Below are 22,143 nucleotides of genomic sequence, written 5' to 3' on the forward strand. Positions count from 1 at the left end.
CCGTTCGATTCAGCCGCGATAGCAGCGGATCTCGGCCTCGGCCTGGGCGCGGCGCAGCTCCGCGACCTTGTCGTCGAAGATCTTGGTCGACTTGAACTCGTTCGCCCGGTTGCCGATCCCCTGTCGCATCGAGAGCACCGTGCTCGCCTGGACGTACTTATCGTACGGCAGGATCGCGGCGAGCTGATCCAGCGAGCACGAGCATTTCTGCAGGCTCTCGCGGGTCTGGCCGTTGGCGGCCATGCAGCCGAACACGTAGTCGACCCGCGCGTCGGTCGGGTAGTCGTTCTCCTCGGCGGCCCAGCCGGCCAGGCCCGACAGCGTCAGGGCGAGGGCGGCCAGCGCGCCCCGTTCAGCCAGCCTTCTGATCATAGCTCAGCTTCTCCTCGAGCAGTTCGCCCCCGTCCGGGCTCTTCGACGACGCCTCGATCGAGACGATCTCGCCCGGGACCGAGGGGGCGGTGACGAAGGTATAGGTCATGTCGTCCATGCCGCGCATGCGCTGCGCCATCGCGTCGCCCGCGAACGGCTTCGTGACCACGCGCCAGCCGTCGACCTCGCGGCCGCCGATATCCACTTTGGTTGGCGTCACGGTCGCCTTCTCGCGCAGGCCCTTGCGGATCGCGAGCTTGAGGTAGCGCGGGTTCGCCTCCAGCACCTTCGCGACGGCGCGCAGGTGGTTCTCCAGGAACAGCGAGACGACCGGATTACCCGACATGTCCTCGAACGGGCCGGCCGGCATCCGGTTCAGCCCGGAGAACATCACGACGCTGATATCGCGGCCCTCGGCGCTCTTCCCGGGCGTCACCTTGAGCTGAACCGTGTCCTCCAGCGGCGCCCCGAACGGGCCCTTCGAGATCCCAGAGCGACGCAGGTAATCGTAGGTCAGCGTCGAGCCCGGCGCCGTGTTCTTCATGTGCGGCTGGTCGAACAGCAGGTCCGCCGCGGAGGGCGGGGCGGCGGCGTTCGCCTGGGTGACGGTGGCGGGCTTCGGCGCGTCCTCGGCGAGGGCCGGCAGCGCGGCCAGAGCCAGCGCGACCGACGTCGCCGCGAGGCTCCTCACGACAAGACTTCTCACGAGTTCACTTCCTCCTTGAGCGGCGACCGGACGTTGCTGCCGATCGTCCGGTAGACGTAGTCGGGCGGGTTCTCGGCCGCCTCCTCGGTGGCCAGCGCCCGGACCTTGGCGTGGAGCGGCGAGAGCGAGCAGGCCGGATCCGTGGCGGCCGCGTCGCCCGCGAGCGCGAGCGCTTGGCAGCGGCAGCCGCCCCAGTCCTTCTCGCGCCGGTCGCAGGATCGACAGGGCTCCTTCATCCAGTCCGTGCCGCGATAGGCCGTGAAGGCGGGGGAGTCGCGCCAGATCTCGCCGAGGGCGTGGTCGTTGACGTTCCAGAACTCCAGCCCCGGGATCGTCTCAGCGGCGTGGCACGGCAAAACCTTGCCCTGCGGCGTGACGTTCATGAGCTTGCGGCCCCAGCCGCCCGCGCAGGCCTTCGGGTACTTCGCGTAGTAGTCGGGCACGACGAGGTCGATGACGAGCTGGCCCTTCAGGCGCTCGCGGGCCGCCTCGACGATCCGGATCGACTCGTCGACCTGCGCCTTGTCGGGCATCAGGGCGGCGCGGTTGACGTAGGCCCAGCCGTAATACTGCGTGTGCGCCACCTCGAGCCGCTTGGCGCCCATCTTCACCGCGAGATCGATGAAGCCCGCCACCTCGTGGATGTTGCCGCGGTGAATCACCGAATTCAGCGTGAGGGGCAGGCCGAGTTCGACCACCTTGGCGGCGAACTCGAACTTCTGCGGCTGCGCGTTCTTCAGGCCGCCGATCTTCTCGGCGTTCTGCGCGTCGACGCCCTGCACCGACAGCTGCACGTGGTCGAGCCCGACGTCGTAGAGCGCCTGGAGCTTCGCCAGCGCCCCGCCGACGCCGGAGGTGATCAGGTTGGAGTACAGGCCGAGATCGGCGCAGGTCTTGGTGATCTCGACGATGTCGTTGCGGGCGGTCGGCTCTCCGCCGGACAGGTGCACGTGCAGGACGCCGAGCGCCGCGGCCTCCCCGAGGACGCGCTGCCAAGTCTGCGTGTCGAGCTCGCCCGACCGGCGGTCGAGCTCCAGCGGGTTCGAGCAGTACGGGCAGCGCAGCGGGCAGCGGTGGGTCAGCTCGGCGAGCAGACCGACCGGTGCCGGCGCATCGGGGCGGTTCGGCGTCGGCGCGTTCATCGCTCGAGAACCCGTTTCTCCGCGAGGCCGTCGAGCATCACCAGGATGTCCGCCTCGATGGCGCGCGGATCGGCCGCGTAGGTCTTGCCCAGCTCGTCCGCGATGTCGGACACGCTGCGCGCGCCGTCCACCAGCTTGAGGACCGCGACGGCGTTGTCGTCGAGATCGAAGGTGCGCTCGGGGGCGAGCAGGACCCACTTCCCACGGGTCTCGTCGTTGCGCAGCCGAACGCCGCGCGGCAGCCGCGGGCGATCGCCGGCCGCCATCTTACCGCCGGACGCGCCCGGCTTGGCCTGGGACGCCTCGGACACGAGACCCTCGCCGGGCTGCCAGGCGTCCGGGGGGACCATGCCGGGGGCGACATAGGCGAAGTACAGGGCGTCGAGCTGCGTCCAGAGCACGGTGCACTTGAACGTCAGCGCCGCCATCGCCTGCCGCTGTAGCTCCGGGGTCGTGGCGTGCTGCTTGACGTAGTCCAGGGCGAAGTCCGCATCCCGCGGCGCCTGGGTCAGGCGCTTGTCGAAGTAGGCCAGCGTGTCCTTGGTGATGAAGTCGTAGTTCTTCAGCATCCCGGCCACGCGCTCGGAGATGATCGTCGGCGAGAACATCTCGGTCAGCGAGGAGGCGATCGCCTCCAGGAGCGTCCGCTCGGAGACGAAGTGGACGTAGGCCTCCACCGAGAACTTCGTGGCCGAGAGGATGCCGCGGGTGGACAGGACGTAGTCGCGGTCGAAGCCGACGCCCTCCGCCAGCTTGAGCCAGCGCTCGATGCCGCCGTCACCCTCGTGGTCGCCGTCGTGGTCGACGATGCGCTGGCGCCAGATCCGCCGCAGCGACGCGTCGGTCATGCGGGCCAGCACGGCCGCGTCCTTCACCGGGATCATCGCCTGGTAGTAGTAGCGATTCAGGGCCCAGGCCCGGACCTGATCCTTCGACAGCTTGCCGTCGTGCAGCAGCCGGTGGAACGGGTGCAGGTTGTGGTAGCGGCGCGCGCCGATATCGCGCAGGGCCGCCTCCAGCTCCTCGGGACTCAGGAGACGCTGACTGTCGGCGGTGTCCGGGGTCGGGAAGATGGCGTTCATGGCGTGTCCGGCGTCCGTTCTCGACCTGCGTTTCCTGTATCCTGATCCCGCCCTCGTCTGTGGGGCGAATGTCCGGGCTCAGGGACGATATAGTGCCGGCAACCGACGGGCCCAACCGTCGGTCGCCTGCGGACCGCCCGTTCGCGGCGCCGATGCCTGCGGCACAGGGCCCTGATCGTCGTCGTGCCGACCTGACCAGGAAGTGCCGATCATCGAGCCTCGGGTGCGACCGGACTTCGACCTCAGCCCTCGTTCGAGGCTCGCCCGCGCGGGCCCTTCCCGGTGGGGTCCGGGTCGGGGATCCCGACCGCGCACCGCCTACAGCGACAGACTCAGCCCGTCGTGCGCCACGGTCCAGCCGGCCGCCTCGACATCCACCCGCTCCGGCGATCCTTCGACCAGCACCGGGTTGGTGTTGTTGATGTGCACGAAGACGCGCCGCCCGATCTCGACCGCCGCCAAGGCGTCGATCGAGCCGTTCGCGCCGCGCATCGGCACGTGACCCATGCGCCACCCGGTCTTGGTACCGACGCCGGCCCGGATCATGTCGTCATCGTGCAGGACGGTTCCGTCGAACAGCAGAGCGTCGACGCCCGCGATCCGCGCGCGCAGACCGTCCGTCACCCGGGCACAACCGGGAATGTAGGCGAGGCGGCGGCCGCCGGCCTCGATCAAGGCCCCGACGGTGGTCTCGGTCTCGCCACCGATCTCCATCGTCTCGTCCTCCAGCCAGAGCGGCACCTTGCCGGGCACCGGGAAGAGGGTGACCGACAGGCCGGGCAGGGGCTCGAAGCGCTGGTCCATGCCGATCGGCTGCCGGGCGACGACGCCCTCGGCCATCACGTCGAAGACGCGGTTGGCATTGACGGAGTCGAGGATCCCGCGCGTGCCGTAGAGCGTGTAGGGCTGACCTTCGCGCAGGGTCAGGAGACCCGCGACATGGTCGACGTCGCCGTTGGTCAGGAGAACCGCGCGGATCGGCGAGTGGCGCAGGCCCTCGCGCGGATGCATCTGCGGATTGTCGAAGAGCTGTTGCCGGATATCCGGCGAGGCGTTGATCAGCAGCCAATCCGACCCGTCCGCGGAGACCGCGATGCTCGACTGGGTCCGGGGCCGCACCCGGTCCGGTTCGGACCGCGCCAGCGTGCAGATGGGGCAGCGGCAATTCCACTGGGGAAGGCCGCCGCCGGCCGCGGAACCGAGGATCACGACGCGCATGGTGCGGCTCCCGAGATCCCCGGCCCGTAAAACTCAGTTGAAGGTGTCGATCTCGGCCGACTCGTAGCTCGTCACTTCCATGCCGACGCAGATCTCGGACACGATCGGGGCAGCCCACTTCATGGTGTTTCTCCTCAGGCGATATCATCACCGCGTGTCGCGCGGATCCTAAGAGGACCCTAAGACACTGATGGCGCTCTCATTTCCGGCGCGAGAGAGGTATCGACGATTCACGCGCGGGCTTCAAGCACTAAGTTGCCGGATCCTCCCAAATTTTTCGTGAGAGACTTCCTAAGCGTCCAGAAACCATCACGAAACAGGCGACCCTGCGACTAAAGTACAGTGGCTCACTGGCGGAAGTCGGGACCGCGCAGTTCGAGCATGAATCCTTTGCCGCGCACGGTGACGAGGCCCGGCCCGCCGTAGCGCACGAAATCGGCCATCTTGGAGCGCAGGTAGCCGATATAGACGTCGACCACGTTGAGGGAGAGCCCGCCCTGGCTGGCCCAGAGCCGGTCGAAGATGTCGGCGCGGGAGACCGGCTTGCCGATATTCTCCATCAGCATGGCGAGCAGGTCGGCCTCGCGGGGCGTGAGGCGGGCGCTGGCCTCGCCGCAGCTCGCTTGCCGGGTCTCGAGGTCGAGCATCAGCTTGCCGGCGGTGATGCGCGAGCGCGGCGCCTCCGCCTGCTCGCGCCGCATCAGATGGGTCCGCAGGCGGGCGACCAATTCGTCGAACTCGAACGGCTTGACGATGTAGTCGTCGGCGCCGAGCGCCAGGCCCTCGGCGCGGTCGCGGATCTCGTCCCGGGCCGAGAGGAACAGGATCGCTCCGGGGAAGCCGCCCTCCCGCAGGGACCGGCAGACGTCGTGGCCCGAACCGTCCGGGAGGTTGATGTCGAGGAGCACGGCGCCCGGGGCCGGATCGTGGGCGGCCTTCAGCGCTTCGTCGACGCAGGCCGCCGTCCCGACCTCGAATCCCTCGGCTTCGAGACCCCGGGCGAGGAGGCCGCGAATGTCGATATCGTCCTCGACGATCAGGATCCGCGTCATGCGGCCGACTCCTTCACCTGCGCGCCCACTCGGGCACCGACAGCAGCGCCGTCGGCCGCGCCCGTTTCCCATGCCGGATCGCAGGCCGGGATGTCCAGGGTGACCCGGGCCCCGCGTCCGTCCGGCCCGGGCCCGAGTCGGATCGTGCCGTTGTGCTGCTCTACGATCCAGCGCGCCAGGGCGAGCCCGATGCCGAACCCGGTCTCGTCCGGCCCGGCGCCCGAGCCGCGCTTGAAACGCTCGAACAGCGCCTCCTCCGAGGCACCGAAGCCGGGACCATCATCCGTGATGGTGATCCGCCCGACCGGTCCCGGACCTGCCGCCAGGGCGACCTCGACCCGGGTGAGGCCGGCGGCGTGGCGGAGCGCGTTGTCGACGAGGCTCTCGACCGTCTGGCGCATCCACTCGCGGTCGGCGAGGCTCTCGACGTCCCGGCTGCCCGGATCGAGGGTGAGACCGACCCGGCGGCGCGCCGCCTCGGAGCTCATGTTGTCCACGGCCTCCGCGAGGACTTGGGCGAGCCCCAGACGGCGCTTGTCGAACGCGATCTCGCCGGACTCCGAGCGGGCGACGCGGAGAAGGTCCTCGACGCGCAGCTTGAGGCGCTGCGCCCGCTTCTTGATCGTGGCGAAGACCGGCCCCGGATCGGCGCCCCGGGACGCGCCGCGCAGGGCGAGGTCGCACTCGCCCAGGATCACCGTCAGGGGCGTGCGCAGCTCGTGGCTGACATCGGCGAAGAAGCGGCGGCGGGACTGATCGACCGCCTCCAGCCGGGCGTTGGCGGCGCGCAGGTCGGCGGTGCGCGCCGCCACCGTGTCCTCCAGCGCCGCCCGGTCGGCCGCGACCCGCGATTCCCGCCGTGCCAGCCGGGCGGCCATGCGGTTGACGTTGGTCATCAGCAGGCCGAGCTCGTCCCGCGTGGCGACGGAGAGGCGCGTGTCGAGGGCGCCGTGGCCGATGGCGCTCGCGGCGCGGCGGACCTCCTCGATGCGCGCCAGGGTCGGCCGGGTGACGCCCCGGTACAGGATCGCCAGCAGCACCAGGGCCGCCGCCACCGCGGCCGCGGCGGCCACCCGCAGGCGCTCGGACAGCGCCCGGGCCTGCTCGGAGCCGAGCGCCATGCTGCGCCGCTCGGCCTCGATGAGGAAGGAGAGGGGCTGGCCGGTCATGGCGCCGAAGCCGTTGAGCGCGCCCTTGATCGCGTCCTGACGCCGCTCCTGATCGGTCTGGCGGCTGATCAGCGAGACCTGCCGGTCCAGCACCGCGCGGGCCGCGCGCAGCTGCGCCATCGGGCGGGTGCGCGCGGCGTACTGCATCCGGTCGGCCGGGTCGTCGCTCGGCGGGAAGCTCTTGGCGAGCGCCTCGTCCACGGTGGTCAGGGCCCGATCGGCGTTGTCGCGGGCGATCGCCATCGCCTCGGGCTGGCCGTCGGGGTTGCCGACGGTCTCCACGGCCGCGAGACCGAACTGGGTGAGGCGGCCGGACAGCTCGGCCAGCAGCTCCAGGCGCCGCTGAGCCTCGAGGGTCCGGTCGACGGTCCGCTCCGCCGCCCCGATCGCCGCCAGCGCGGCCGCGGCAGCCAGCACCACCACGATGGCGGTGCCGCCGAGCAGCAGCGCGAAGCGGACCTTCAGCGAGCGCATCGTCCCCGTCCCGCCCTCAATCCCGCTCCGCGGGCGAGCCCGAGCATGGCACCGCCGGGGCGCCGAACCAAGGTGCCGTCGAGGGCGTCGTCACAGGTCCTTCGGCAGGCTGCCCTTGGCGGCGCAGCGCCACCGCTCCACGTGCCATTCCGGATGTGCGGCCTGCCAGGTCGCGAGCGCGCTCTGCGAGTTGCGCAGGCACACGAAAGGGCTCGATTTCTCGAAGGACATCTCGATCCGGTCCTCGCGGCAGGTCGAGGGCTGGGCGACGAGACAGATCGACAGCAGCAGCAGCATGGGCGCCTCCCCGGGCTGCCGGCCTCGAGCGGGCCGGCTTGGACGGGAGAATAGGACGCGCCCACGCCCATTGCCCAGGCGACGTCAGGCCGCGACCCAGATCTCGCCCTTGGCGATCGTCGCGAGGTCGCCGGAATAGCGGCGCAGCGGCTTGCCGAGGAGGTCGGCGTGCTCGGCGCTCAGGCCGCGCAGGGCCTTGGCCAGCAGCCGCAGGAACACGAGGTCGTGCGTCCCGGTCTCCACGAAGGTCGGCGACATCCGGCCGTGGGCGCCGACGAGGAGCGTCCCGCGGCGCATGCCGAAGCCGGGGTGGTCGCCGACCACGAGCGCCGCCAGGGTGCCGGCGATCATGCGCGAGCCCGCGTACGCCCCCGCGCGCCCGGCCACGATCGTCCCGCGCCGCATCCGGTCGCCGAGATGCGCGCCGGCCGCACCGCGGATGATCAGCGTCGCGCCGTCGAGACCCGCCTTCGCGGCGTAGACCGCGCCCCCGGCATAGTCACCGGCGTCGCCCTCGACGGTGATCGTGCCGCCCGTGGCGCCGGAGGCCGCGTAGGGCCCGGCATTGCCGGTGACGATCAGGCTGCCGCCCGCCATGCCGGCCCCGAGGCGCTGGCCGACATCGCCGGTGACCCGGATCGTGCCCTCGGCCAGCGACGCGCCGACACGGTCGAGGCGCCCGTGGCCGCCCTCGATGGTCAGGGTGTCGGAACCGTCCAGCGCGACCGCGAAGCAGTCGCCGAGGCGCACGCCGGTGCGGGTCGTGCCGATCTCGAGGCGCTCGACCTCGCCCTGGGACAGGCGGCTCAGGGCGAGCGGGTTGATGTTCAGGAGGTCCAGCCGCTCGGGCGGGGCCGCGCGCAGGGTGAGGGTGCTCACGGCTCAGCCCTCCGGCTTGGCGTCGTCGCGCGCGATCAGGTCGCGCAGGTGGTAGTGGTGTCGGCCGAGATTGCCGCCGTAATTGCCGGCCGTGACGGCGATCAGGCCGTGCTTGCCGCCGATCTCGGTGGCGGCGTGCAGGCCGGCGCGCATCGAGTCGGACACGCCCTGCGAGGTGAGGGCGTCGATCACGATCTCCAAGACCACGCCGCACTCGGCCGGCAGCGCCGAGCCGGCGCGGCCCTTCAGGGTCGGGCAGTAGGCGTCGTTGGTCGAGGCCATCATGCCCTTGGTCCGGCCGCCGACCTTGGAGCCGGAGCGGACGATTCCGCCGGGGAACGGGAGGATCGCGCCCGGCACCGCCTTGGCGGCCTCGACGGCGATCTCGGCGACCTTGAGTGTCTCGGCGTGGGTGCGGCCGAGGAACAGCAGGTTGCCGCCGCCGACCGCGCCGTCGACGGCCCGGACCGCGTCCTCGCAGAGGAACTCGCCGTCCATCACCGGGATGCGCCAGTAGCGCCGGGCCTTGCCGGTGGCGTCGTGCAGGCGCTTGGCCACCGCGAAGCCGTCGCCGAAGTACCGGATCGCGCCGCCGAGCTTGATCTTGGTCGGCCCGTCGACGCCCGCGTAGCAGGCGGTGCCCGGGCAGGTGAGGATGCACTGGCCGACCCGCTTGATCAGCTGGTCCTTCAGGCCGTTCGGCTCGAAGCCGAACAGCAGGATGCGCACGCCGGGCCGCCCGTCCGGAGTCTCCTCCGGCGACAGCTCGGCGTCGATGCCGGCCTCGGCGCCGCAGCCGATGACCGAGGTGGCGAAGCCCGTCATCGTGGTCGCGGCGATCATCGCCCACTTGGCGGTGTCGTTCGTGACGATGATGGCCGTGCCGGCCACGTCGAACGCCTCCGCGAAGGTGTCGACGACCGGGATGCCGTTGAGGGTGAGGTCAGACATCGTACTTCCCGCGGCTCGCCCCGCTGATCACGCCCGGCATGGCACCGCCTCGAAAGTCTCCCGGCCCTCGCCGAAGGCCGCGTCGGGCACGGCGAAGCTGTCGAGACCCTCGCCGAACCGCTCCGTGAGGTAGGTGTCGGCGCGCTTCGCCATGGCCTTGTCGGACTCGACGGTCAGCGACAGCGTGCGACCGGCGCGCCACTCCACGACCTCGCCGTCCTCGACGATCGGCACGCCGTCCTTCAGGACGAGCTTGGCCGCGGTGAACATCGCGGTGCGGTTCGCGTCGTCGCGGTAGACCGCGACGTCGGCCCGGGCGCCGGCCCGCAGGTGGCCGCGGTCGGCGAGGCCGAGGAGCTTCGCCGGTCCGGACCGGGTCAGCTGCGCGATCTCCGAGAGCGTGTACTCGCGCTCCAGTCCCGGCAGGCTCGAGCGCTCCCCCACGACGCTCGGCAGCGTCGCGATCTCGCGGTCGCGCTCCGACTTGTCCATCAGCAGGTGGATGATGCGCGGGTACTGCGTGAACGGGCCGCCGTTCGGGTGGTCGGTGGTCAGGATCGTCCGCTCCGGGTCGGTGGAGAGCAGCATGATCTCCAGGCCGATCGCCCATTGCAGCGAGCTGGTCGGGCCCCGGGGCCGGTACAGGAACGGCACCACGCCGCCGCCCTCGGCGTCGCCCGCGTTCAGGACCCACTTCTTCGGCTTGGCGCCCTTGCGGCCGGCGAACTGGCGGAGGATGTCGAGGGACACCGTCACGGTCTGGCCGAACACGACCTGCCCGATATCGAGGGTGGCGTTCGGGTTGTCGGTGATCGCCTGGGCGATCCGCTCGGCGGCCGAGCGGAAGCCGCCGGTGCCGGGATTGGCCGGGTCGACCGCGCCGTAGGCGTAGAACTGCGCGTGGGCGAAGTGGATGCGCCGCCCCTCCGCCGCGTCGAGCGTCGCCATGAAGCTGTCGTCGGCTCCGGGCAGGCCCAGGTTGTTGCAGTGGACGTGCAGCGGGTGCGGGACGCCGATCTCCTCGACCGCGTCGAGGAGCGAGCCCATGATCTGCCGGGTCGAGAGACCGTAGCAGGGGATCTCGTCGTCGAGCGACAGGCGCAGGGCCCCGTCCTTGAAGGCGGAGGCGCCGCCCGCGTTGATGCACTTCACCCCGAGGCCGCGCGACTGGGCGACCGACAGGGCGACGAGGTCGCGCACGGCGTTGCCGCCCTGGCGCTCGCGCAGGAGCTGCAGGAGCTGGTCGTCGTTGCCCATCACGGTCAGGGCGCCGCGGTCGAGGAGCGGGATGTCGGCGAGTTCGAGCTGCGTGCCCAGCGCGTGGGTCGGCGGCATCGCCGGCTCGACGGCCGTCGTGTAGCCCATCCGCGCGTAGGTCGAGCCGATCCAGGCCGCCGCGCCGCCCGCGTGGGCGAAGGGATGGCCGTCGGGCGCCGCCTCGCTGACGTAGAGGTCCGGCAGCAGCAGCCGCGAGGTGATCACGTTGCCGCCGGCGATGTGCGAGTGCACCTCGACGCCGCCGGCCATCACCACGCAGCCGGCGGCGTCGATCACCGCGTCGGGCTCGCGGCCCGGCGGATCGACGACGCGGCCGTCCTCGATCCAGACGTCGCCCACGGAATCGCGGGACGCGGTCGGATCGACGACGCGCCCGCCCCGGATCACGCTCAGCATGCGGGTTCACTCCTCGACGCGGCCGGGCCCGTGACCAGGCGCTCCCTGAGGGCGCCCAGCACCGACGCGGCCGACGGCAGATCCGACGGCGCCGAGGCCGGCCAGAAAGTCAGCGCGGCGCGCTGCTCGTTCCACAACACGCCGCCGTGGTCGCGGCCGGGCTGGCCGACCGAGATCACCACCTCGGCGGCCTTGGCCTCACCGTCCGCGACCAGCGCGACGGAGGGGATGTTCGACAACCAGTCTGGGCGCGACACCGGGACGGCGCCGAGCCAGAGGACCGCGTCGACCTCGCCGGCGGCGACCTGCCGGGCGGCGTCGAAGCGCCAGGGATCGTGCTCGGGCACGCGGCGCCCGAAGCCGCTGCGCGGCGCCTGCCCGGTGAGCCAGGCCGAGACCGGCACCACCGCCCGGTCCTGACCGGTGCCGCCGACCGCAAGGGTGAAGCAGCGCGTCGTCTCGCTGAGCTCCATGGCGAGGCCCTGGAGCATCTCGATGCCGACCTCGCCGAGTTCGGCCGCGTCGTAGAGGAGCACGCCGTACTGCGCGGCGGCGAGCCGGGCGGCGATCTGGCCGGGCAGATCGTCGCCGGCCAGATGGCCGCGGGCGTGGGCGCGCAGCACGCCGACCGCCTCGGTCAGCCCGCCCTCGGCCGGCCAGGACAGGGACGCGGTGGCGTTGGCACCGACGGCCAGCAGGGTGCGGTCCGACCCGGCGGCGCGACCGCGGCCGGGCTTGCCGTCGACGAGGCGCTTCAGGAGCGGCGCCTGCCAGGGGGCGGCGCCGACCACCAGCACCACGTCGGCGCGCCCGACGGCCTCGGCGGGTGTCGAGGTCAGCGCCCCGACCCGGCTCAGCGCCCCGAGGTCCGCGTAGGTGCCGGCCGCGCCGGCGGTGTCGACGGAGGCGCCGATGCGCCCCGCGAGATCGTAGGCCGCGCGGATCGCGGCCACGTCGGCGCTGAGGCCGGCGATCACCGGCGCGCGCGCCTTGGCGAGCAGGGACGCGGCCGCCTCGATGGCGGTGCCCGCGTCCGTCGCGCCACCCTTCACCCAGGCTGCCATGCTCCCTCTCGCAACGTTCTTGCTTGGTTTCGGAGCGGGCGACGGCCGTAAGACCGGACGAAGCGGGTGCCCCTCGAGCCCGAGGGTTCCCCACCGAATCGGAATGGCTCATCCGCCCGGCGTGTCCGGGCAGGCGGCAAACTCGGCGCGCCGTCGCGGCCTTAGGTTTGCCTTCATCCGCGCACCGCGGCAAGGGGGTCCGGCGGCGTTGCGCGTCGGGAAGTGAATCGCGGGTATCGGTTCGCCGCCGCGCGCGGCGCCGCGACCGGGCCCCGGATCGCGGGGCATCGGCGCCGCGGGACGGCCTTGCGGTCGCTCCGGGCGGTCTGTTCTGCGCCGCCAGCGGGCACGATCCGCGCGCGCCCACGTTGCCCGGTCCGGGGACGCGTGTGAAAAGCGCGCCGCGCGGGCGCCGGACCTGCGGGATTCGAGGGAAGAGCATTGGGCGAGGTCCCCGAACGGAACGAGGCGACGGCGGACGGTACCGTGCGGGTCGAGGCGCCGGCGCGGCTGCATTTCGGCTTCCTAGACCTGCATGGCGGGCTCGGCCGGCGCTTCGGCAGCATCGGGCTGGCCATCGACGCGCCATCCCTGGCCCTGACCGCCCGCCGGGCCGCCCGGCCCACCGTCACGGGCCCGGAATCCGACCGGGTGCGCGGCTACGTCGAGGCCGCCGCCACCCATCTCGGGCGCGGCGGGGACGTCGCCATCGATGTCGAGCGGGTGATCCCGGCCCATGCCGGGTTCGGCTCGGGCACGCAGCTCGCCCTCGCGGTGGCGGCCGCGATGGCGCGCCTCAACGGCGAGCCCTTCGCGGCGGAATCCTTCGCGGCGACCCTGGACCGGGGCAACCGGTCCGGCGTCGGCCTGTGCGCCTTCACCGAGGGCGGCCTCATCGTCGACGGCGGCCGCGGCGCGGATGGCGGGCCGCCGCCGGTGATCGCGCGCCTGCCCTATCCCGAGGCCTGGCGGATCGTCCTGATCCTCGATCCGAGCATGGCCGGCGTGCACGGGACGCGGGAGGTCGAGGCCTTCCGCGACCTGCCGCGCTTCCCCGAGGCCCAGGCCGCCGAGATCTGCCGGATCGCGCTGATGCAGGTGCTGCCCGCCGTCGCCCTGGCGGAGCCGCAGGGCTTCGGCGCCGGCATCACCCGGATCCAGACGCTGATCGGCGACCATTTCGCGCCCCATCAGGGCGGTCGCTACGCCAGCGCCGCGGTGGCGGAGGCGCTCGCCAGCGTCGCCGCGCGGGGCCTCGCGGGCTACGGCCAGTCCTCCTGGGGGCCGACCGGCTTCGCGCTGGTCCCGTCCGAGGCGGAGGCCCGCGCCCTGGTGGCCAGCCTCGATCGCGGCGGCCCCCTCCGGTTCGTCATCGCCCGGGGCCGCAACGGTGGCGCTTCGGTAACCGGTCCGGCGTGAGCCGGCCGCCCCGGGCTTGACCCGGGGCGCCGCTCCGGGTTTGGACGGAGGGAAGGCGCCTCTCTCGCGCGCCGCACGAGGATTCCATGGCCCGCTCGATCCTCCACATGCTGACGCCGCTCCGGCACATGAGCCCGTTCGACGTGAACATGGCCGTGGATGCCGGCTTCGAGACGGTGGTGACCTACACGGAGGTCAGCCTCGCCGACGTCGTCTCGCTGACCCAGGATTCGATCTTCTCGCGGTCGCCGGCCGACGGGACGCGGACGGGCATCTTCATCGGCGGCAAGAACGCCGAGGACGCCCTCGACATGGTCGACCGCGCCAAGAAGGCCTTCGTGCCGCCCTTCGTGAACCACGTCTTCGCCGACCCGGCAGGCTCGTTCACCACCGGCGCCGCCATGGTGGCGCAGGTCTCCCGCGCCCTGCGGCAGAAATTCAGCACCGACCTCGAGGGCAAGCGCATCGTGATCTTCGGCGGCGCCGGCGTCGTCGCCTACGTGGCCGCGGTGATCGGCGCCCTGCAGGGCGCCACCACCGTGCTGGTCGGCCACGACGGCGAGGAACGCGTCTCGAAGATCGCCTTCACGATGAAGTGGCGCTTCGGCGTCGAGGTGGGCGCCGTCGACGGCACGACGCCCGAGGATCGCCGCGCCGCCATCCGCGACGCCGACGTCATCCTCTCGGCCGGGCCGGCCGGCATCCCGATCCTCACCGCGGAGGACCTGAAGTCGGCGCCGAAGCTGCTCGTCGCCTCGGACGTCAACGCCGTGCCGCCCGCCGGCATCGCGGGGATCGACGTCAACGCGGTGGACGTCGCGCTGCCGAGCGGCAAGGGCGTCGGCATCGGCGCGCTGGCCGTCGGCGACGTGAAGTACCAGACGCAGCGGCGCCTGTTCGACCGGATGCTCGCCTCCGACACGCCGCTGTGCCTCGACTTCCGCGACGCCTACGAGCTCGCCGTGGAGATCGCCGGCTAGGCCGCTCCCGGACCGGATGCCGATGGCGGACGCGGTCCTGATCGCCGCGCAGGCCGGTCGCGCCCTGGCCGAGGCGGCGCGGCGCGCGGGGCTTCGGCCCTACGTCGCCGACCTGTTCGGCGATTCCGACACCCGCGTGCTGGCCGAGGCCTACCGGCAACTGCCGGGCCGCTTCGGCACCGCCCCCGCCGCCGACGCCACCCTGGCGGCGCTCGACGACCTCGCGGCGCGGGCCGGAAGCCCGGTCGACCTGATCCTGGGCAGCGGCTTCGAGGACGCGCCCGACCTGATCGCGCGCCTCGCCGCGCGGCACCGGCTCATCGGCGCCTCGGCCGGGACCGTCGCCGCCCTGAAGGATCCCGTGGCCTTCGCGGCCCTGTGCGCGCGCCTCGGCGTGCCGCATCCGGCCGTGGCGGCCGGGCCGCCGGCGGATCCCGCGTCCTGGCTGCTCAAGCGGGCCGGGGGCTCCGGCGGCAGCCACATCCGGCCGGCCACGCGGTCGCTCGCGCCGCCGGGCTACTACTTCCAGGCGCGCGTGCCGGGGCGGCCGCACGCCCTGAACGTCCTCGCCGACGGGCGCACGATCCGCGTCCTCGCGGTCACCGAGCAGTGGTGCGCGCCGTCGCCGATCCGCCCGTTCCGCTATGCCGGGGCGCTCGTCCGCGGCGCCGGAGAAGCCCCGGCGCTTCCCGCTTCGGTCGTCGAGGCCGTCGCCGCCGGCATCGAGAGGATCGTCGCCGCGACGGGCCTGCGCGGCCTCGCCAGCGCCGACCTGCTGGTCGACGGGGCCGAATGGTGGCTCACCGAGATCAACCCGCGGCCCGGCGCGACCCTCGACGTCCTGGACCGGCGCGGGACGCCGCTGCTCGCGGCCCACATCGCCGCCTGCCTGGGCACGATGCCGGATCCCGGACCGCATCCGGCGGGTGCGGCGGCCGCGCAGATCTGTTACGCGGACCGTGAGCTTGCGCCTGTGCCGGACCTCGACTGGCCGGACTGCGTGCGCGACCGCCCGTGCCCCGGCTCGGCGGTCCGCCGCGACGCGCCGCTCTGCACGGTGCTGGCCGAAGGCGCGGACCGGGCGGAGGTGCTCGCCCTGTTGGAAACGCGGACGGCACACCTGCGGGCCGTCTGCGCGGCGAAGAAAACACACCCCGAGGAAGCCCCGTCATGAGTGCCAGCCAGTCCTATCCCAGCATCAACGCGCTCTCAGGCCCCCTGGTCGAGCGGCTCGTGGCCGACGCCGCGACCCTGCGGCTCTCCGTGTCGCAGGCCGCCGGCGGCGCCCGCATGGTCGATGCCGGCGCGCAGGCGCGAGGCTCGATCGAGGCCGGGCGGCGCATCGCCGAGATCTGCCTCGGCGGCCTCGGCACCGTCACCATCGCGCCGAGCGGGCCGATCGCGTCCTGGCCCTACTCGGTGACGGTGCATTCCGCCGACCCGGTGCTCGCCTGCCTGGGCAGCCAGTACGCCGGCTGGAGCCTTGCGGACGAGACCGGTGATTCCGGCTTCTTCGCCCTGGGCTCGGGCCCGGGCCGAGCCGTGGCGGCCGTCGAGGATCTCTACCAGGAGCTCGGCTTCCGCGATTCCGCCACCAAGACCGCCCTCGTTCTGGAGGCGGCGGGCGGCCCGCCCGAGAGCGTCGTCGCCAAAGTCGCCGAGGCCTCCGGCCTCAAGCCCGAGGACCTGACCTTCATCTACGCGCCGACGCAGAGCCTCGCGGGCTCCACCCAGGTCGTCGCCCGCGTCCTCGAGGTCGCCCTCCACAAGGCCCACACGGTCGGCTTCGACCTGCACGCCATCGTGGACGGGATCGGCTCGGCGCCGCTGTCGCCGCCGCACCCGGACTTCATCAAGGCGATGGGCCGCACCAACGACGCGATCATCTACGGCGGGCGGGTCCAGCTCTTCGTGGATGCCGATGATGCCGACGCCAAGCAGCTCGCCGAGCAGCTGCCGTCAACGACTTCGAGCGACCACGGCGCGCCCTTCGCCGAGATCTTCGCGCGGGTGAACGGCGACTTCTACAAGATCGACGGCGCCCTGTTCTCGCCGGCCGAGGCGATCGTCACGTCGGTGCGCTCCGGCGCGACCTATCGCGGCGGCCGCCTGGAGCCGACGCTGGTGGACGCGTCCTTCGCCTGAGAGGCGAGCCGGGCTCGCTCTCCCGCGCGGGACGGGGAGTCCGGACCCGCTCAGTGACATCTCCCTGGGCCGCCCCGGAGGCGGGCGGCGCCGTGACGATCAGGACACCCATGCGCATCGGGCTCGCGGCCGATAACGGCACCTGGCACAAGAGCCGCCTGCTCGCCGCCCTGCGCGCGAACGGCGTCGAGCCGGTGCTGTTCTCGCTCGCCGACGTGGCCGTCGTGACGGGCGGCGCCGAACCTCTCCGCGTTCCGGGCTTCCCGGACGCGCTGCCGGACGGCGTCCTGATGCGAACCATCGCGGGCGGGACCTTCGAGGCGACCACGATGCGGCTCGGCGTACTGCACGCGCTGGTCGCGGCGGGTGTCACCGTCTGGAACGCGCCGACCGCGATCGAGCGCTCGGTGGACAAGGCGGCGACCTCGCTGCTCATCGATCGCGCCGGGCTGCCCACGCCGGCCACCTGGGTGTTCTCGAAGCGCGAGGCGGCCGCGGCCCTGGTCGCCGCCGAGGCGCGTCCGGGTGCGCCGCTGGTCCTGAAGCCGCTGTTCGGCTCGCAAGGGGAGGGGCTCGCCCTGATCGAGCGCCCGGAGGACCTGCCCGACGAGGAGTCGGTGGCGCGGGTCTACTACCTCCAGCGCTACGTGCCGCGCCGGGACGGCCTGTGGCGCGACTACCGGGTGTTCGTCTGCGACGGCCGGGCTATCGCCGGCATGATCCGCGAGGGCGACGGCTGGATCACCAACGTCCACCGGGGCGGCCGGCCGCTCCCCTGGGCGATGCCGCGCGGCGCCGCCGAGCTGGCCGAGGCGGCGGCGGCCGCGGTCGGCGTCGACTATTCCGGCGTCGACCTCGTTGAGGACGGGGAGGGCGGGTTCTCGGTCCTCGAGGTCAACTCGATGCCGGCCTGGTCGGGCCTGCAGACCGTGTGCGAGACCGACATCGCCGCCGCGGTGGTGCGCGGCTTCCTCGCCGCGGCCCGCGGTGCCAGCCGTCCTCGGCTCGTGGTGGCATGAGCGAGATCGGCCTCGACTCGGCCCTGATCGGCACGCTGTACCGAGCGGCCTGCCTCGCGGAGCTCGACGCCCTCAAGCCCGGCAACGTCCACGCCTACGCGCCCGGCCACCGCATGGTGCTGGCGGATTTCGTCACGAGTGCCGACCTCTCGGCGCGGCCCCTGGCCAGGGCGGGCGCGGGCGTCGGGACGCGGGTCCGCGACGGCGTCGCCGCCACCATGGCGGCGGTGGGCCAGAACACCAATCTCGGCATCCTGCTGCTCTGCGCGCCGCTCGCGGTCGCGGCCGAGCGTGGGCGGACCGTCGCCTCGGTGCTCGACACCCTGGACGGCGCGGATGCGGAGGCCGTCTTCGCGGGCATCCGGCGCGCCAATCCGGGCGGCCTCGGCGAGGCCGCCCGGCACGACGTTGCCGAACCGGCGCCCGGATCGCTGCGAGACGCCATGGCGGAGGCCGCCGACCGGGACCGGATCGCCCGCGCCTACGTCACGGGTTTCGCGGACGTGCCGGCGATCGGGCTCGCGGCCCTGCGCGAGGCCCGCACCGCCGGGCTCGACCCGACTTGGTGCACGACTGCGATCCACCTCGCCTTCCTGCGCACCGTCCCGGACAGCCACGTCGCCCGCAAGCACGGCGCGGCCGCGGCCGAGGGCGTCCGCCGGGAGGTAGAAGCGACGCTCGCCGGGATCGACCTCGCCGCGCGGCCGGTGGACGCGCTGCTGGCCCTCGACGCGTCGCTGAAAGGGCGGTCGATCAATCCCGGTACGAGCGCGGATTTCACCGTCGCGACGCTGTTCTGGGACGCGCTCGCGGGCGCCGGTGCCCGGCTGGCCTGAGCCGCGTGCACGATCCGGTGTTCATAGCGCCGGACGGATGGAAATTCCTCCGTGTCAGAGCCTTGTGCGGGTTGTGAGCCGCAGGGCCCCGCTGTAGGGTCCGCCGCGCTGTCCGGCCCAACCGGCTCGGCCCATCCGGCTCGGCCGGCATGGTCGGGCGCCGATAACAAGGATGGCTTCCCGGCCGCGGCACCGCCCGGCGCGCGGCTCTATTTCGGAATCCAGGGAGAGACACCGAATGGCGAAGATCACCAAGGTTCAGGTCGGCGAGGCCCTCGTCGGCGACGGCAACGAGGTCGCCCACATCGACCTCATCATCGGACCGCGCGGTTCGCCGGCCGAGACGGCCTTCTGCAACGGCCTCGTGAACAACAAGCACGGCTTCACCAGCCTGCTCGCGGTCATCGCGCCGAACCTGCCGTGCAAGCCGAACACCCTGATGTTCAACAAGGTCACCATCAACGACGCCCGTCAGGCCGTCCAGATGTTCGGCCCGGCCCAGCACGGCGTTGCCAAGGCTGTGCAGGACGCGGTGGCCGAGGGCATCATCCCGGCGGACGAGGCCGACGACCTGTACATCCTGGTCGGCGTGTTCATCCACTGGGAGGCGGCCGACGACGCCAAGATCCAGAAGTACAACTACGAGGCCACCAAGCTGTCGATCCAGCGCGCCGTCAACGGCGAGCCGAAGGCCTCGACGGTCACCGAGCAGCGCAACTCCGCGCAGCACCCCTTCGCCGCCAACGCTTAGATCGGGGACGGTCCTGGGCAGAGCGAGCCTCCGCCCGCACCGCGGGGCCTGCTCCAGCGACTGGCTTCGATCTTCCTTGGCCGATAGGTAGGCCCCTGAACGGGACGGCGCGAGCCGTCCCGTTTCTCGTTTGGGCCGGCCGCCCGACCCGCCGCGGGGCGGCGCCGGGCCTCGGTTCCCCGGATCCGACACGGTCGGCGAGCCCGCTGCGCGGACGCGATCCGCGCTGCTGCACCCTCCCTCGACCTCCGCGCGATGCCGCGGCAGGAGCAGGCACGATCTCGCCGCGGACGCGGCGTCCTCGCCCGCGTCGAGCCTCCGCCAAGCGTGATCGGCGCCCCGAGTACTGCCCGGACGCGAGGATGGAGCGGCGGCGTCGAGCGCGACCGCGAGGTCAGGTCATGACTTCATCCGCCGAGGATTCGGCTGCCCTCCGCGATGACTGGATACACGGTGGCCGGCTCATTCTCGCTGCGGATCCCGATCCATCGGATCACGCGGCGATCCATGCCTGGATCCTGGAGTTCATCGAGGTCGGCGGCGAAGGCCTCGATCAGGACGGGATCCGAGACCTGATCGACCACAGCCTGAACTTCGATATTCCGGTCCGGGCGACCGGCCGCGTCCGGCAATCCTTGATCGCTACTGTGCGGGCGCGCCTCGTGGCGCGGGCTTCGCCGCGTCACGGCCGATGAGGCTGACCGGACTGCGCCTCGCGCGCCGCTGGGGCGTGCCGCCATCAAAAGAAAAGGGGCCGCCTCTCGGCGACCCCTTTCCCCCGTCATGCGCGGTGGCGCGGACTTAGAAGTCCATGCCGCCCATGCCGCCGCCCGGCATGGCCGGAGCGGGGCTGTCCTTCTTCGGCGCGTCGGCGACCATCGCCTCGGTGGTGACCAGCAGGCCGGCGACCGAAGCCGCGTCCTGCAGAGCGGTGCGCACCACCTTGGCCGGGTCGACGATGCCGGCCTGGATCATGTCGACGTACTCTTCGGTCTGGGCGTTGAAGCCGAAGGTCTCCGAGGAGGTGTTGTCGGTGATCTTGCCGACCACGATCGAGCCTTCCACGCCCGCGTTCTGGGCGATCTGGCGGAGCGGGGCCTCGAGAGCCTTGAGGACGATCTTGATGCCGGCCTGGACGTCCGGGATGTCGGACTTCAGCTCGGCGACCGCCTTCTTGGCGCGCAGCAGCGCGGTGCCGCCGCCGGGGACGATGCCTTCCTCGACCGCCGCGCGGGTGGCGTTGAGGGCGTCGTCGACGCGGTCCTTCTTCTCCTTCACCTCGACCTCGGTCGCGCCGCCGACGCGGATCACCGCGACGCCGCCCGCGAGCTTGGCCAGACGCTCCTGCAGCTTCTCACGGTCGTAGTCCGAGGTGGTCTCCTCGATCTGCGCCTTGATCTGCGAGATGCGGCCCTCGATGTCGGACTTCTCGCCGACGCCGTCGATGATCGTGGTGTTCTCCTTCTCGATACGCACGCGCTTGGCGCGGCCGAGCATGGGGAGCGTCACGTTCTCGAGCTTGATGCCGAGATCCTCGGCGATCATCTGGCCCTTGGTCAGGATCGCGATGTCCTCGAGCATCGCCTTGCGGCGATCACCGAAGCCCGGCGCCTTGACGGCCGCGACCTTGAGGCCGCCGCGGAGCTTGTTGACGACGAGCGTGGCGAGCGCCTCGCCCTCGATGTCCTCGGCAATGATCAGGAGCGGCTTGCCGGTCTGAACAACGGCCTCGAGCACCGGCAGCATGGCCTGGAGCGAGGAGAGCTTCTTCTCGTGGATGAGGATGTAGGGGTCCTCGAGCTCGGCGACCATCTTCTCCGCGTTCGTGATGAAGTACGGGGAGAGGTAGCCGCGGTCGAACTGCATGCCCTCGACGACGTCGAGCTCGGTCTCGGCCGTCTTGGCCTCCTCGACCGTGATCACGCCCTCGTTGCCCACCTTCTGCATGGCGTGGGCGATCATCTCGCCGATCTCCTTGTCGCCGTTGGCGGAGATCGTGCCGACCTGGGCGACCTCGTCGGAGGTCGAGACCTTCTTGGCGCGCGCGATGATGTCCTTGACGGCGGCCTGGGTGGCGAGGTCGATGCCGCGCTTCAGGTCCATCGGGTTGATGCCGGCGGCGACGTACTTGGCGCCCTCGCGGACGATGGCCTGGGCCAGCACGGTCGCGGTGGTGGTGCCGTCACCCGCGATGTCGTTGGTCTTCGAGGCCACTTCGCGCACCATCTGGGCGCCCATGTTCTCGAACTTGTCGGCGAGCTCGATCTCCTTGGCGACCGTCACACCGTCCTTGGTGATGCGCGGGGCGCCGAAGCTCTTCTCGATCACGACGTTGCGGCCCTTCGGGCCCAGCGTCACCTTCACCGCATCCGCGAGGATGTCGACGCCGCGCAGCATCTTATCGCGGGCGTCGGCGGAGAAACGAACGTCTTTCGCTGCCATTGTGTGCCTCTTAGCTACTGGTTGAACCCCAAGGCCGGGACGGCCTCAAAGGGCGATGACGGGTGATCCGATCAGAGGGCGACGACTCCCATGATGTCGGATTCCTTCATGATCAGGAGGTCCTGACCGTCGATCTTGACCTCGGTGCCGGACCACTTGCCGAACAGGACGCGGTCGCCGGCCTTCACGTCGAGCGCGTTGACGCGGCCCTGCTCGTCGCGGGCGCCGGGGCCGACGGCGACGACTTCGCCCTCCTGCGGCTTCTCCTTGGCGGTGTCCGGGATGATGATGCCGCCCTTGGTCTTCTCTTCGCTCTCGATGCGACGGACGACCACGCGGTCGTGCAGCGGACGGAACTTCATGAGCTGCCCTCTTGCTTCAGGTCTGGAGTTGGCGTTGATGCGGCCGGCGGGACCGCTCGCGAACTCGACTGTTAGCACTCTGTCTCGGCGAGTGCCAAAGACGGCCGCG

General features: G+C 71.9%; 23 protein-coding genes. 7 read left to right on the forward strand and 16 right to left on the reverse strand.

Features of this window, described 5'->3' with window-relative positions; translation table 11 throughout:
- Positions 1-9: 9 nt before the first annotated feature.
- The 13 genes from J3A75_RS06495 to J3A75_RS06555 all read right to left on the reverse strand — a co-directional run bounded on the left by J3A75_RS06495 (position 10) and on the right by J3A75_RS06555 (position 12,080).
- Positions 10-372 carry a hypothetical protein gene (locus tag J3A75_RS06495; protein WP_012317521.1) on the reverse strand — a complete coding sequence of 121 codons (363 nt, stop codon included), beginning with the start codon at positions 370-372 and terminating at the stop codon, positions 10-12.
- Positions 353-1,078, reverse strand: coding sequence for a hypothetical protein (locus J3A75_RS06500; protein WP_209649823.1), 726 nt, complete (start codon positions 1,076-1,078; stop codon positions 353-355). Before J3A75_RS06500 ends, J3A75_RS06495 begins: the two co-directional genes overlap by 20 nt.
- On the reverse strand, positions 1,075-2,220 hold the full coding sequence (gene pqqE / locus J3A75_RS06505) for a pyrroloquinoline quinone biosynthesis protein PqqE (protein ID WP_012317523.1): 1,146 nt from the start codon (positions 2,218-2,220) through the stop codon (positions 1,075-1,077). Before pqqE ends, J3A75_RS06500 begins: the two co-directional genes overlap by 4 nt.
- Positions 2,217-3,302 carry a pyrroloquinoline-quinone synthase PqqC gene (gene pqqC, locus J3A75_RS06510; protein WP_012317524.1) on the reverse strand — a complete coding sequence of 362 codons (1,086 nt, stop codon included), beginning with the start codon at positions 3,300-3,302 and terminating at the stop codon, positions 2,217-2,219. Before pqqC ends, pqqE begins: the two co-directional genes overlap by 4 nt.
- A gap of 318 nt (positions 3,303-3,620) precedes the next feature.
- Positions 3,621-4,520, reverse strand: coding sequence for a pyrroloquinoline quinone biosynthesis protein PqqB (pqqB, locus tag J3A75_RS06515; protein ID WP_029358397.1), 900 nt, complete (start codon positions 4,518-4,520; stop codon positions 3,621-3,623).
- 33 nt (positions 4,521-4,553) lie between these two features.
- Positions 4,554-4,643 carry a pyrroloquinoline quinone precursor peptide PqqA gene (gene pqqA, locus J3A75_RS06520; RefSeq protein WP_012317526.1) on the reverse strand — a complete coding sequence of 30 codons (90 nt, stop codon included), beginning with the start codon at positions 4,641-4,643 and terminating at the stop codon, positions 4,554-4,556.
- Positions 4,644-4,867: 224 nt separating this feature from the next.
- Positions 4,868-5,572: a response regulator transcription factor gene (locus J3A75_RS06525; protein ID WP_012317527.1), complete on the reverse strand. Its 705-nt coding sequence runs from the start codon at positions 5,570-5,572 to the stop codon at positions 4,868-4,870.
- Positions 5,569-7,215 (reverse strand): sensor histidine kinase, encoded by a 1,647-nt coding sequence (locus J3A75_RS06530; RefSeq protein WP_209649825.1) that lies wholly within the window; start codon positions 7,213-7,215, stop codon positions 5,569-5,571. The genes J3A75_RS06525 and J3A75_RS06530 overlap by 4 nt, the downstream gene beginning before the upstream one ends.
- A gap of 90 nt (positions 7,216-7,305) precedes the next feature.
- A complete protein-coding gene (locus J3A75_RS06535; protein ID WP_012317529.1) occupies positions 7,306-7,512 on the reverse strand; it encodes a hypothetical protein in 207 nt (68 codons plus the stop codon).
- A gap of 84 nt (positions 7,513-7,596) precedes the next feature.
- Complete coding sequence (locus tag J3A75_RS06540) at positions 7,597-8,391, reverse strand: formylmethanofuran dehydrogenase subunit C (RefSeq protein ID WP_209649827.1); 795 nt, start codon at positions 8,389-8,391, stop codon at positions 7,597-7,599.
- Between the two features lie 3 nt (positions 8,392-8,394).
- Positions 8,395-9,342, reverse strand: coding sequence for a formylmethanofuran--tetrahydromethanopterin N-formyltransferase (gene fhcD, locus J3A75_RS06545; RefSeq protein ID WP_012317531.1), 948 nt, complete (start codon positions 9,340-9,342; stop codon positions 8,395-8,397).
- Positions 9,343-9,369: 27 nt separating this feature from the next.
- The gene (locus tag J3A75_RS06550) at positions 9,370-11,016 is read right to left on the reverse strand and encodes a formylmethanofuran dehydrogenase subunit A (RefSeq protein WP_012317532.1); all 1,647 of its coding nucleotides are present in this window, start codon (positions 11,014-11,016) and stop codon (positions 9,370-9,372) included.
- Positions 11,010-12,080, reverse strand: coding sequence for a formyltransferase (locus J3A75_RS06555; RefSeq protein ID WP_127991531.1), 1,071 nt, complete (start codon positions 12,078-12,080; stop codon positions 11,010-11,012). Before J3A75_RS06555 ends, J3A75_RS06550 begins: the two co-directional genes overlap by 7 nt.
- Positions 12,081-12,521: 441 nt before the next feature.
- Between J3A75_RS06555 and J3A75_RS06560 the strand changes: the two genes are divergently transcribed.
- From J3A75_RS06560 to fae, 7 genes are all read left to right on the forward strand, one after another.
- Positions 12,522-13,499 carry a beta-ribofuranosylaminobenzene 5'-phosphate synthase family protein gene (locus tag J3A75_RS06560; protein WP_127991530.1) on the forward strand — a complete coding sequence of 326 codons (978 nt, stop codon included), beginning with the start codon at positions 12,522-12,524 and terminating at the stop codon, positions 13,497-13,499.
- 86 nt (positions 13,500-13,585) lie between these two features.
- Entirely contained in the window at positions 13,586-14,479 is an 894-nt protein-coding gene (locus J3A75_RS06565) for an NAD(P)-dependent methylenetetrahydromethanopterin dehydrogenase (protein WP_024831087.1), read from the forward strand.
- A 22-nt stretch (positions 14,480-14,501) separates the two neighbouring features.
- On the forward strand, positions 14,502-15,653 hold the full coding sequence (locus J3A75_RS06570; protein ID WP_024831086.1) for an ATP-grasp domain-containing protein: 1,152 nt from the start codon (positions 14,502-14,504) through the stop codon (positions 15,651-15,653).
- Positions 15,650-16,624 carry a methenyltetrahydromethanopterin cyclohydrolase gene (mch, locus tag J3A75_RS06575; protein WP_024831085.1) on the forward strand — a complete coding sequence of 325 codons (975 nt, stop codon included), beginning with the start codon at positions 15,650-15,652 and terminating at the stop codon, positions 16,622-16,624. The genes J3A75_RS06570 and mch overlap by 4 nt, the downstream gene beginning before the upstream one ends.
- A gap of 110 nt (positions 16,625-16,734) precedes the next feature.
- On the forward strand, positions 16,735-17,643 hold the full coding sequence (locus J3A75_RS06580) for a RimK family alpha-L-glutamate ligase (protein ID WP_012317538.1): 909 nt from the start codon (positions 16,735-16,737) through the stop codon (positions 17,641-17,643).
- Positions 17,640-18,479 carry a triphosphoribosyl-dephospho-CoA synthase gene (locus tag J3A75_RS06585; RefSeq protein WP_209649829.1) on the forward strand — a complete coding sequence of 280 codons (840 nt, stop codon included), beginning with the start codon at positions 17,640-17,642 and terminating at the stop codon, positions 18,477-18,479. Before J3A75_RS06580 ends, J3A75_RS06585 begins: the two co-directional genes overlap by 4 nt.
- Before the next feature lie 238 nt (positions 18,480-18,717).
- Positions 18,718-19,230, forward strand: a complete 513-nt coding sequence (gene fae, locus J3A75_RS06590; protein WP_012317540.1) for a 5,6,7,8-tetrahydromethanopterin hydro-lyase — start codon at positions 18,718-18,720, stop codon at positions 19,228-19,230.
- 407 nt (positions 19,231-19,637) lie between these two features.
- Here fae and J3A75_RS06595 read toward each other — a convergent pair whose 3' ends face one another.
- The 3 genes from J3A75_RS06595 to groES all read right to left on the reverse strand — a co-directional run bounded on the left by J3A75_RS06595 (position 19,638) and on the right by groES (position 22,034).
- The gene (locus J3A75_RS06595) at positions 19,638-19,862 is read right to left on the reverse strand and encodes a hypothetical protein (RefSeq protein WP_209649831.1); all 225 of its coding nucleotides are present in this window, start codon (positions 19,860-19,862) and stop codon (positions 19,638-19,640) included.
- 169 nt (positions 19,863-20,031) lie between these two features.
- On the reverse strand, positions 20,032-21,672 hold the full coding sequence (gene groL, locus J3A75_RS06600; protein ID WP_012317541.1) for a chaperonin GroEL: 1,641 nt from the start codon (positions 21,670-21,672) through the stop codon (positions 20,032-20,034).
- Between the two features lie 71 nt (positions 21,673-21,743).
- Complete coding sequence (gene groES / locus J3A75_RS06605; protein ID WP_012317542.1) at positions 21,744-22,034, reverse strand: co-chaperone GroES; 291 nt, start codon at positions 22,032-22,034, stop codon at positions 21,744-21,746.
- Positions 22,035-22,143 lie beyond the last annotated feature (109 nt).

Origin of the sequence: Methylobacterium sp. PvP105, assembly GCF_017876975.1 — a bacterium.
Taxonomy (GTDB): domain Bacteria; phylum Pseudomonadota; class Alphaproteobacteria; order Rhizobiales; family Beijerinckiaceae; genus Methylobacterium; species Methylobacterium radiotolerans.

What these genes read in the sequence shown, in the direction of transcription:
- J3A75_RS06570 (WP_024831086.1), top strand. Translation starts at nt 14,502, where the DNA reads ATGGCGGACGCGGTCCTGATCGCCGCGCAGGCCGGTCGCGCCCTGGCC.
- J3A75_RS06495 (WP_012317521.1), bottom strand. Translation starts at nt 372, where the DNA reads ATGATCAGAAGGCTGGCTGAACGGGGCGCGCTGGCCGCCCTCGCCCTG.
- J3A75_RS06530 (WP_209649825.1), bottom strand. Translation starts at nt 7,215, where the DNA reads ATGCGCTCGCTGAAGGTCCGCTTCGCGCTGCTGCTCGGCGGCACCGCC.
- J3A75_RS06585 (WP_209649829.1), top strand. Translation starts at nt 17,640, where the DNA reads ATGAGCGAGATCGGCCTCGACTCGGCCCTGATCGGCACGCTGTACCGA.
- J3A75_RS06565 (WP_024831087.1), top strand. Translation starts at nt 13,586, where the DNA reads ATGGCCCGCTCGATCCTCCACATGCTGACGCCGCTCCGGCACATGAGC.
- fhcD (WP_012317531.1), bottom strand. Translation starts at nt 9,342, where the DNA reads ATGTCTGACCTCACCCTCAACGGCATCCCGGTCGTCGACACCTTCGCG.
- pqqB (WP_029358397.1), bottom strand. Translation starts at nt 4,520, where the DNA reads ATGCGCGTCGTGATCCTCGGTTCCGCGGCCGGCGGCGGCCTTCCCCAG.
- J3A75_RS06580 (WP_012317538.1), top strand. Translation starts at nt 16,735, where the DNA reads ATGCGCATCGGGCTCGCGGCCGATAACGGCACCTGGCACAAGAGCCGC.
- groL (WP_012317541.1), bottom strand. Translation starts at nt 21,672, where the DNA reads ATGGCAGCGAAAGACGTTCGTTTCTCCGCCGACGCCCGCGATAAGATG.
- pqqA (WP_012317526.1), bottom strand. Translation starts at nt 4,643, where the DNA reads ATGAAGTGGGCTGCCCCGATCGTGTCCGAGATCTGCGTCGGCATGGAA.
- pqqE (WP_012317523.1), bottom strand. Translation starts at nt 2,220, where the DNA reads ATGAACGCGCCGACGCCGAACCGCCCCGATGCGCCGGCACCGGTCGGT.
- pqqC (WP_012317524.1), bottom strand. Translation starts at nt 3,302, where the DNA reads ATGAACGCCATCTTCCCGACCCCGGACACCGCCGACAGTCAGCGTCTC.
- J3A75_RS06525 (WP_012317527.1), bottom strand. Translation starts at nt 5,572, where the DNA reads ATGACGCGGATCCTGATCGTCGAGGACGATATCGACATTCGCGGCCTC.
- J3A75_RS06555 (WP_127991531.1), bottom strand. Translation starts at nt 12,080, where the DNA reads ATGGCAGCCTGGGTGAAGGGTGGCGCGACGGACGCGGGCACCGCCATC.
- mch (WP_024831085.1), top strand. Translation starts at nt 15,650, where the DNA reads ATGAGTGCCAGCCAGTCCTATCCCAGCATCAACGCGCTCTCAGGCCCC.
- fae (WP_012317540.1), top strand. Translation starts at nt 18,718, where the DNA reads ATGGCGAAGATCACCAAGGTTCAGGTCGGCGAGGCCCTCGTCGGCGAC.
- groES (WP_012317542.1), bottom strand. Translation starts at nt 22,034, where the DNA reads ATGAAGTTCCGTCCGCTGCACGACCGCGTGGTCGTCCGTCGCATCGAG.
- J3A75_RS06550 (WP_012317532.1), bottom strand. Translation starts at nt 11,016, where the DNA reads ATGCTGAGCGTGATCCGGGGCGGGCGCGTCGTCGATCCGACCGCGTCC.
- J3A75_RS06535 (WP_012317529.1), bottom strand. Translation starts at nt 7,512, where the DNA reads ATGCTGCTGCTGCTGTCGATCTGTCTCGTCGCCCAGCCCTCGACCTGC.